This window comes from Nonomuraea jiangxiensis (assembly GCF_900099965.1).
Classification (GTDB): Bacteria; Actinomycetota; Actinomycetes; order Streptosporangiales; family Streptosporangiaceae; genus Nonomuraea; species Nonomuraea jiangxiensis.
In genome coordinates this window covers 1-8,296 of sequence record NZ_FNDJ01000060.1, presented here as the reverse complement: position 1 = coordinate 8,296, position 8,296 = coordinate 1, and the positions used below count along the sequence as shown (strand labels likewise).

Below are 8,296 nucleotides of genomic sequence, written 5' to 3'. Positions count from 1 at the left end.
CGGCGTCGACCCCGAGCTTCTTGTTGATCTTGTAGCGGCCCACCTTGGCCAGGTCGTACCGCTTGGCGTTGAAGTACAGATTCTCCAGCAGCGTCTGCGCCGACTCCTTGGTCGGCGGCTCACCGGGCCGCAACTTGCGGTAGATGTCCAGCAGCGCGTCATCCTGGCCGGCCGTGTGATCCTTCTCCAGGGTCGCCCGCATCGACTCGTACTGGCCGAAGCGCTCGAGAATCTGCTCGCTCGTCCAGCCCAGCGCCTTCAGCAGCACCGTGACGGCCTGCTTGCGCTTACGGTCGATACGCACACCGACGCTGTCACGCTTGTCGATCTCGAACTCCAGCCAGGCCCCCCGCGACGGGATGACCTTGCACCCGTACAGGTCCTTGTCGGAGGTCTTGTCGACCGTGCGCTCGAAGTACACGCCGGGCGAACGGGTCAGCTGCGAGGTCACGACACGCTCGGTGCCGTTGATGATGAACGTGCCCTTCGGCGTCATGAGCGGGAAGTCCCCCATGAACACCGTCTGGCTCTTGATCTCACCGGTGGTGTTGTTGATGAACTCCGCCGTCACGAACATCGGGGCGGAGAAGGTCATGTCCTTGTCTTTGCACTCATCGACTGAGTACTTCGGCGGCTCGAACCGGTGGTCGCGGAACGACAAGGACATGGTCCCCGAGAAGTCCTCGATGGGACTGATCTCTTCGAAGATCTCTTCGAGGCCCGACTGGGTCGGGACGTCCTTGCGCCCGGCCTGGCGAGCCGCCTCTACCCGGCCCTTCCACTTCTCGTTGCCGAGCAACCAGTCGAACGACTCGGTCTGCAGGGCGAGAAGGTCAGGAACTTCGAGGGGCTCCTGGATGCGCGAAAATGAGACGCGACGGGGACCGGCGGGTACGGCGGAGGCGTTGCGCGAGGCTGCCAACAGATGTCCTTCCGAGGGCTCGCGGCGGACTGACTACACGCACGCCAGACAACCTCGCAACGTGAGCAAGCATCACGGGTCGTCAAAGGGCAGCGCAAAGGGGCAGTGTAGCCGAACGGCACACGCCTGTCCACTTCGCCCTCGCTGCATGCTCCACGTTGGTCGCAGCATCGCCCGTTCAGACGGAAACGTCAAGCCCACAAGCCCGACTTTTAGCCGACTCTGAGCCCGGACGCTGGGTTTTCTCCCCTGCGTGACCGGTCGCCTACCGCCAGGCCCAAGACGATACCCGCGAACGGGGGCGGTTAACGCTCCGTCACACCGAGGGTCGAACCCATGCCGACAACCGGTGCAGCAGTGACTTGGGTACCCGCGGCAAAGGCTTCGCTAAACCTGATTTTTGGTAACAATTGAAAGTAGTGGCGCGCCCGGAAGATCAGGCCGTCCCCAGCAGGGTGGACAGATCGGCCACCAGCCAGCGGGAATCTTGCCGCACCATGACGAACCTGGCGCGGTTCTGGGTGAACTGCTGCTGCGGCTCCGCCTCGCCGGGGATCTCCTTGACCGTACCAGTGTTCACGAAAAGCAGAACCTCTACGCGGTCCGGCTCCGCGTGTTCGACCCCGACCCCCGCCACGGCCACGGTCTGCACGACCTTCTGGGCCCTGGCCCTGGGCACCAGGGTCGTGGCCAGCTCCCGGTACTGCCCCGTCAGCGCTCCCGTGGTGTACGTCCGCGCTTTGGCCAGGTCCGCCTCCACGGTCCTGTAGTCGTAGGAGAGCAGGTCGGGCGCCACCTTCCTGGCCGCGGCCATGGCCTGGGCGCCGGCCGCGTCGGCCTCCCGCAGGTGCCGCAGGTCGAACCACATGGTCGGCACCAGCACCCCGGCCGCCACCACGAGGACGCCCAGCAGGACGATCACGACGGTTCTCATCCCACCTGCACCGCCTTGGACACCAGCCAGCCGCCGCCGACCTTGGTCAGGTCCATCGACCACCGGTAGTACCGCTCCTGGGGCGCGCTGCTGGACCCTTCCCAGCGGATCTCCACGTCGGCGACGACCAGCACCTTGGCCGTCGACCCGGTGAGCGAGGTCAGCCCCGTGGCGCGCAGCACGCCGTGCTGGACGACCTTGTTCGCGATCGTGGTGGACTTGAGCTTGGCCGCGTTGGCCGCGTATTCGGCCCTGGCGGTCCCGGTCGAGGTCTCGAGGATGCGCCGCACGTCGGCGTCGGCGGTGCGGTAGTCGAGCGAGATCAGGTTCTTCGCGTGCGTGCCCGCCGCCAGCAGCGCGGCCTCCTTGTCGCCTGCCCTGCCCTGCTCGTCACGCGCCTGGGCGGCGATCCACACGCCCGTGGCGACCAGTACGGCCAGCACCGCGCTGAGCGCCGAGATCAGGATGCCGGCAGGGCGAACAGCGAGTCCCGCCACGTCCGCTCACCCCTTCCCCGGCCAGTCGCCGGATCATAACCCGCCACTTCCGCCCCCAGCCCCCGAAACAACCCATGCGGTTGGCCAACGGACACAGCCCCTCATGGCGTGCCCATCCCCGCAGCGAATCGGTCAAGGTTGTCAGATCTCCCGCAAATGCCTCCAGAAGGCTCTGAGAGCCCCGCTGAGCGTCCGACCCGATCTCTCCCGCCCGCGAACCCTGACAGCCGCCGCAGGCACCTTCTCAGCCCGTCGGAGCAGATGTTCGCCGACCCCCGGCCGGCCACCCCGGCACGCCTCTCAGGCCCCTACTCGGCCCCACCGGCGCCGCCTCCAGGCACGCTCAAAAGCGGTCATCGAACGCCGTGCAGGTAGGCGTTGACCAGCCGCGGGTACTCCTCCAGCCAGTTACGCCCCCGCTCGTCCACGAACGAGCCCGGCGGCGGGATCACCCCGTTGGCCGCCAGCCAGGCCCCCGGCGGCCGCTGGGTGTGGCGGATCCGGTCACCGGTCGGCATGAGCTGCGGCGGGATCGGCGGCAGCGCGCCCGGATCGTGCCCCAGTTGCGCCTCGGCCGCCAGCTCGGAGACGTCCTTCTCCTCCGACATGCCGATCGGGCCGTGCTTCCTCGCGTTGAGGAACTGCCGCACCACCGGCTCGTCGCTCGACAGCAGCATCTCCCGCGGTCCGAACATCACCAGCTCCCGCCTGAAGAGCAGCCCGATGCCGTCGGGCACCGTACGGGCGGTGTTGATGTCGTGCGTCACGATCAGGAACGTCGCCTCGATCTCGGCGTTGAGGTCGACGATGAGCTGGTTGAGGTACGCGGTACGGACCGGGTCGAGCCCGGAGTCCGGCTCGTCGAACAGGATGATCTCCGGATCCAGCACCAGCGCCCTGGCCAGCCCCGCCCGCTTGCGCATGCCGCCGGAGATCTCGCCGGGCAGCTTCGACTCCGCGCCGAGCAGGCCGACGAGCTCGATCTTCTCCATCACCAGCCGGCGGATCTGCGTCTCGGTCTTCTTCGTGTGTTCGCGCAGCGGGAAGGCCACATTGTCGTACAGGTTGAGCGAACCGAACAAGGCGCCGTCCTGGAAGAGCACGCCGAACAGCCGGCGCAGCTCGTAGAGCCTGTCCTCGGAGCAGTTGGCCAGGTCGTGGCCGTCGATCCAGATGTGCCCGCGATCGGGCCTGAGCAGGCCGACCAGCGTCTTGAGGAACACCGACTTGCCGGTGCCCGACGGGCCGAGCAGCACCGAGATCTCGCCCGCGGGCAGGGTGAGCGAGACATCCTCCCAGATGACCTGCCGGCCGAATGATTTGGTCAGACCGTCGACCACGACCTCGACGCCCACTGTCACCTTCCCGATCGCAGGGAGTACGCAGGGGATAACGTGCCGCACACTTTACTTGCCGGCCCTCGCCACCGTAACGGCGTCCCGCCGGTTGGGCCGACTTGTGGCCCAGTGGTTATGAGACTTCGGGTCCAGTAAGGGCCCGCAGGCTGGGCCGCAACAAGCGGGCGACCTCCTCCTGCGGCACCCCGCGCAGCTCGTCGAGCTCCAGGAGCTGGTGCCCGACGGTGACGCCCACCATGATCATGGTCACCAGCGCCGCCCGCAGCCGCGCGTCCTCGCCCGGAATGGCCGCGGCCAGCCGGTCGATCTGCGCGCCCAGCGCCTCCCTGGCGGACACGGCCGCCTCCGGGTGCGTGAGCATGGACCGCAGCATCGCCAGCGAACTCTGCGGCAGGTCCCCCAGCTTCAGGTCGAGCGTGCCCAGCAGCCCTTCGACCAACTCTTCGGCGCCCAGCCCCGGGTCCGGCTCCGGGGCCATCCGTACGGCCTCCTGGAAGAGCGCCTGCTTGCTCCCGAAGTACTGCATCACGAGGGCCGGATCGATCCCGGCGGCCTTGGCGATGGCCCTGACCGTGGCGCGCTCGTAGCCCACCTCGGCGAAGAGCGCCCTGGCGGCGTCGAGGATCCGCCCTTCGGTCCTGCGCCGCCGCTCGGCCCGCAGCGGCAACCTGTCACCCACGGCCCGACTCTACATGCGTTGACCGACTCCGCCCTTTCGCTCTACGCTCGTTGAGTCAACGCCTGTTGAGTGAAATAGGAGGGGTCTCATGTCCATCGAGGACGTCGTCACCGGCTTTCACGCGGCCATGCTGCACAAGTCCGCCGACGAGCTGGCCGATCTCTATGCGGCGGACGGGCTGCACGAGTTCCCGTTCGGGGGGCTGGCGCCGTACCAGGGGAGGGAGGAGATCCGCGCGGGCTACCACGCCATGTGGGACCCGAGCCCGATGCGGGTCCGCGAGATACGCCGGGTGGCGCTGCACCGGACCGCGGACCCGGAGGTGGTGGTCGTCGAGCAGGACGTCCTCGTCGAGGTGGGCGAGCACCCGGTCACGGTCCCCGGCCTGCTGGTGCTCCGGGTCAGGAACGGCCAGATCATCCACACCAGGGACTACATGGACACCTCGGCCATCGCCCGCGTACGGACCGCCGCGAGCCGCTGAGCCGGCACGACCCCGGAAACGCGAAAAGAGGCGGCACACCCGGCACCTGGGTGTGGTCGCCTCTTTCCGAAGAGCGTGCGTGAAGGGGGAAGTTACTTCACGGTCACGGTGGCGCCGGCGCCCTCGAGGGCAGCCTTGGCCTTCTCCGCCTGCTCCTTGTTGACCTTGCCGTCGAAGACGGGCTTGGGAGCGCCGTCCACCAGGTCCTTGGCCTCCTTGAGGCCCAGGGACGTGAGGGCGCGGATCTCCTTGATGACCTGGATCTTCTTCTCGCCGGCAGCCTCGAGGATGACGTCGAACTCGTCCTGCTCCTCAACGACGGCGGCCTCACCGGGGCCACCGGTGGCGGGGGCGGCGGCGACCGCGACGGGCGCGGCGGCCTTGACGTCGAAGACCTCTTCGAACTGCTTCACGAACTCGGACAGCTCGAGGAGGGTCATCTCCTTGAACGCGTCGAGCAGCTCGTCGGTGCTGAGCTTCGCCATGATTGTTTCCTTACGTTAGGGACGTTCTGCTGAATCTAGGAACGGGACCGCGGTTGTCTGCGGCAACCCCCGTGTTACTCGCCCGCCTCGTCGCGCTTGGCACGCAGGGCGTCGGCCAGCTGGGCCATCTGCGTGGGCAGCGCGGCGAAGACAGCGGCAGCAGCGCTCTGCTTCGCCTTCAGGGCACCGGCGAGCTTCGCGAGGAGAACCTCGCGGGACTCGAGGTCGGCGAGCTTGGTGATCTCGTTGGCGTCGAGCGTCTTGCCGTCGAGGACGCCACCCTTGATCACCAGAAGGGGATTGGCCTTGGCGAAGTCACGCAGGCCCTTGGCCGCCTCGACAACGTCACCGTTGACGAAGGCGATCGCGGTCGGACCGGCGAGCAGGCCGTCGAGGCCCGTCAGACCGGCCTCGTTGGCCGCGATCTTGGTCAGGGTGTTCTTCGCCACGGCGAACTTCGCATTCCCACCGAGAGAGGTGCGCAGCTCCTTGAGCTGCGCGACGGTGAGACCGCGGTATTCGGTCAGAACGGCGGCGGCGCTGCCTTCGAACTCGGTCTTGAGCTCGGCAACCGCTGTCGCCTTGTCCGCCCTCGCCATGGGCCTCCTTCCAGATGTGCCACCGGCGAAGGCCCAGAAATGAGAACAGCCCCGGGCGCAGGGCGCACACGGGGCTCACGCACGTGGATCACTCCACGTGGGAAACTCGCATCACACCTGCGCGGGCCGTCCACATGAAGTGGATCCTTCGGTCGCCGGGCTTTGAGCACCCGACGACGACCGGCGGTCTTCGGCAACGACCAGAGTACGTCCTGGCCGCCGAGTTTCCAAATCGTTCTCAGTAGTTCCAGCTGATGGGTTCTGGCTGATCAGTTGTCAGTTGGTCGTGCCCTTGGGCAGCTCGCCGACCTGATCGGCGGGCGGGGTCTCGATGTTCACCGCCTTGTTGAAGTCCTTGAAGAACAGCGTGGCATCGAGCGTGGCGCCCTCCTTGGAGCCGTTCAGCGCCAGCTTGCGCGGCAGGCCGTCACCGGCCACCCAGATGTCGAACTTGACGTCGCTGAGCTCCGCCAGGTTCGTCCGGGCCTGCTCCTGCTTGTCAGCGGGCAGTTGCTGCACGGCCGCGTCGACCGGGAAGGTGCCGCTGTAGTGGGTGGTGTCCTCGCCGTTGACGCTCTCGTTGCCGGCGGACTTCACGTTCTGCGAGGCCGTGACCATCTTGGTCACGTTGCCCAGGTCGAACTGCTGGATCTGGGTGAGGTACTGGTTCACCTGGGCGGACTCGCCGACCTCGGTGAGCGGGACCTTGATCCACGGCTTGGTGGCGCCCACGAGGTCCTTGAGCGCGTCGACCTTCACGTAGACGGCGTCGGACTGCAGCACGGCGCGTACGCCGCCCGGCAGGTTCCTGCCGCCCATGTCGACGGTGTCCAAGGTGAGGTCCACGGCGAGGGGATCGCGCTGGTACAGCATGCGCCCCTGCACCTTGCCGTTGCCCTCGGAGTGCGCCACGTTCACCACGGCGTCCACCGTGTAGCTGGTGACCTGCGCGGTCTTCTGCGCAGCCTGCGTGAGCACTTCTGAGGCGGCCAGGTTGACCTGGATGGGCTGGGCGTTCGATCCGCATCCGGCGACCGCGCCCACGACCAGCGCGGCTCCGACCGCGGTAAGACTTATCGTGCGCTTCAGCATGTCTTGACCTTACGTTTAAGTTCCGTCGCCGAGGCGCCTTCCCCGCACAATTAGGTGAAAACCCAGGGTTATCCCCTACACGCTCCACACATTTCCTGCACATCCTCTTCCCCGCCCCCGGCCCCGCACGCCCTCCACCCGCGCAAGGAGCTGAAACGCACGAGAACGCCCCCACACGCCTTCACCGACAACCGCGGGCCCTATGCCCCCAACAAGCCGCCCAGAGCCCACAGAACGCCGCAACCCCCACCCCCCATCAGCGCCCCACCCAACGACCAATCTCGGCAACGCGGATAGAACACCGGCAGCCAACCCACGTAGGCAGCAGCCGACGAGCACCGGGATCGGATAGCCACGGGGTGAGCGAAGCGACGAATGCCCCGGCTGTCAGGGATACGAATGCCTCTGGTGCCGGAGTGAACGGATGCCCCCTGGGTGGCGGAGTGGCGGATGCTTCAAGGGCGCCGGTGGTGGATGCTCACGGATGGGGTGACGGGCGTCGAGGGGACGAATTGACGGGGCGCACGTAACGGCGCCCGGCCCCGCACCGGTCAGAGGCCGTTTTCCTGGAGGCCCCAAGCCCCGAACGGCGGGTGGCGGTCGCCACAATGCCAGGAACTTAAGGGCATCTTGCGTCTGCAACGGATCAGGTGATCACGATGTGGAGCCGGTCGATGGCGATGGTGTGAGATGTGGCGAGGCTCCTGCTAGGACTGACGATTGCTGAAGATCGTTGGCCTGGCAAGGAGCCTCGTTGCCCGCTGATGCTGCCATATCGCTACTGAGAAGATCCAGTCACAGCAAGATCTTGGATCACGTCGGGCTGGGCGTACTGACTCGGTTCCTGCCGCCCGACCTGGTCGATGAAGTACTCGCCGGCTGGCGGCCCACGCATGGCAAGAAGGCGCGGACACGGGCGCTGCCAGCCCGGTTCGGGGTGTACTTCGTGCTGGCGTTATGCCTGTTTTCGCACCTGAACTCGATCGATGTGGCCGGGCAGATGGTGGCCGGACTGGCCGACCGGCTACGGACGGCAGGCTGGCGCATCCCCTCCTCCACCGCCTTGTCAAAGCTACGTGCGCGGTTGGGCAGCGTGGTGTTCGCGCAGCTGCTGCAGCGGGTGGCCTCGCCCCTGACAGCGGGCCGCGCCCCTTGGTCCCACCTGGGCGAGTTGCTGCTGGTGGCCTGGGACGGCACGAGCATCGCCACCCCGGCCGGCCCAGCCAACCGAGCCGCCTTCAACCCG

9 protein-coding genes and 1 pseudogene are annotated in these 8,296 nt (G+C 67.2%); 2 read left to right on the top strand and 8 right to left on the bottom strand.

Going from position 1 to position 8,296, the window contains the following annotated elements; all coding sequences use genetic code 11:
* The 5 genes and pseudogenes from BLS95_RS53750 to BLS95_RS53730 all read right to left on the bottom strand — a co-directional run.
* Positions 1–922: pseudogene (locus tag BLS95_RS53750) on the bottom strand (DNA-directed RNA polymerase subunit beta); the annotation flags it as partial.
* A gap of 436 nt (positions 923–1,358) precedes the next feature.
* Positions 1,359–1,856: a hypothetical protein gene (locus BLS95_RS53745; protein WP_090947367.1), complete on the bottom strand. Its 498-nt coding sequence runs from the start codon at positions 1,854–1,856 to the stop codon at positions 1,359–1,361.
* Positions 1,853–2,353, bottom strand: coding sequence for a hypothetical protein (locus tag BLS95_RS53740; RefSeq protein WP_090947366.1), 501 nt, complete (start codon positions 2,351–2,353; stop codon positions 1,853–1,855). Before BLS95_RS53740 ends, BLS95_RS53745 begins: the two co-directional genes overlap by 4 nt.
* A gap of 353 nt (positions 2,354–2,706) precedes the next feature.
* Positions 2,707–3,708 (bottom strand): ABC transporter ATP-binding protein, encoded by a 1,002-nt coding sequence (locus BLS95_RS53735; RefSeq protein WP_090947365.1) that lies wholly within the window; start codon positions 3,706–3,708, stop codon positions 2,707–2,709.
* Between the two features lie 115 nt (positions 3,709–3,823).
* Complete coding sequence (locus BLS95_RS53730; protein ID WP_090947364.1) at positions 3,824–4,390, bottom strand: TetR/AcrR family transcriptional regulator; 567 nt, start codon at positions 4,388–4,390, stop codon at positions 3,824–3,826.
* Between the two features lie 88 nt (positions 4,391–4,478).
* Here BLS95_RS53730 and BLS95_RS53725 point away from each other — a divergent pair, with 88 nt between their 5' ends.
* On the top strand, positions 4,479–4,874 hold the full coding sequence (locus BLS95_RS53725) for a nuclear transport factor 2 family protein (RefSeq protein ID WP_090947363.1): 396 nt from the start codon (positions 4,479–4,481) through the stop codon (positions 4,872–4,874).
* A gap of 92 nt (positions 4,875–4,966) precedes the next feature.
* Here the strand turns inward: BLS95_RS53725 and rplL are convergent, their stop codons facing one another.
* The 3 genes from rplL to BLS95_RS53710 all read right to left on the bottom strand — a co-directional run bounded on the left by rplL (position 4,967) and on the right by BLS95_RS53710 (position 7,050).
* Positions 4,967–5,359 (bottom strand): 50S ribosomal protein L7/L12, encoded by a 393-nt coding sequence (rplL, locus tag BLS95_RS53720; protein WP_090947362.1) that lies wholly within the window; start codon positions 5,357–5,359, stop codon positions 4,967–4,969.
* A gap of 74 nt (positions 5,360–5,433) precedes the next feature.
* Positions 5,434–5,958 (bottom strand): 50S ribosomal protein L10, encoded by a 525-nt coding sequence (gene rplJ, locus BLS95_RS53715; RefSeq protein WP_090947361.1) that lies wholly within the window; start codon positions 5,956–5,958, stop codon positions 5,434–5,436.
* Positions 5,959–6,234: 276 nt separating this feature from the next.
* Positions 6,235–7,050: an SCO4651 family lipoprotein gene (locus tag BLS95_RS53710; RefSeq protein WP_245765841.1), complete on the bottom strand. Its 816-nt coding sequence runs from the start codon at positions 7,048–7,050 to the stop codon at positions 6,235–6,237.
* Between the two features lie 808 nt (positions 7,051–7,858).
* Here BLS95_RS53710 and BLS95_RS53705 point away from each other — a divergent pair.
* Positions 7,859–8,296: transposase domain-containing protein (locus BLS95_RS53705; RefSeq protein WP_218136421.1), on the top strand; the 438-nt coding region annotated here is incomplete at its 3' end.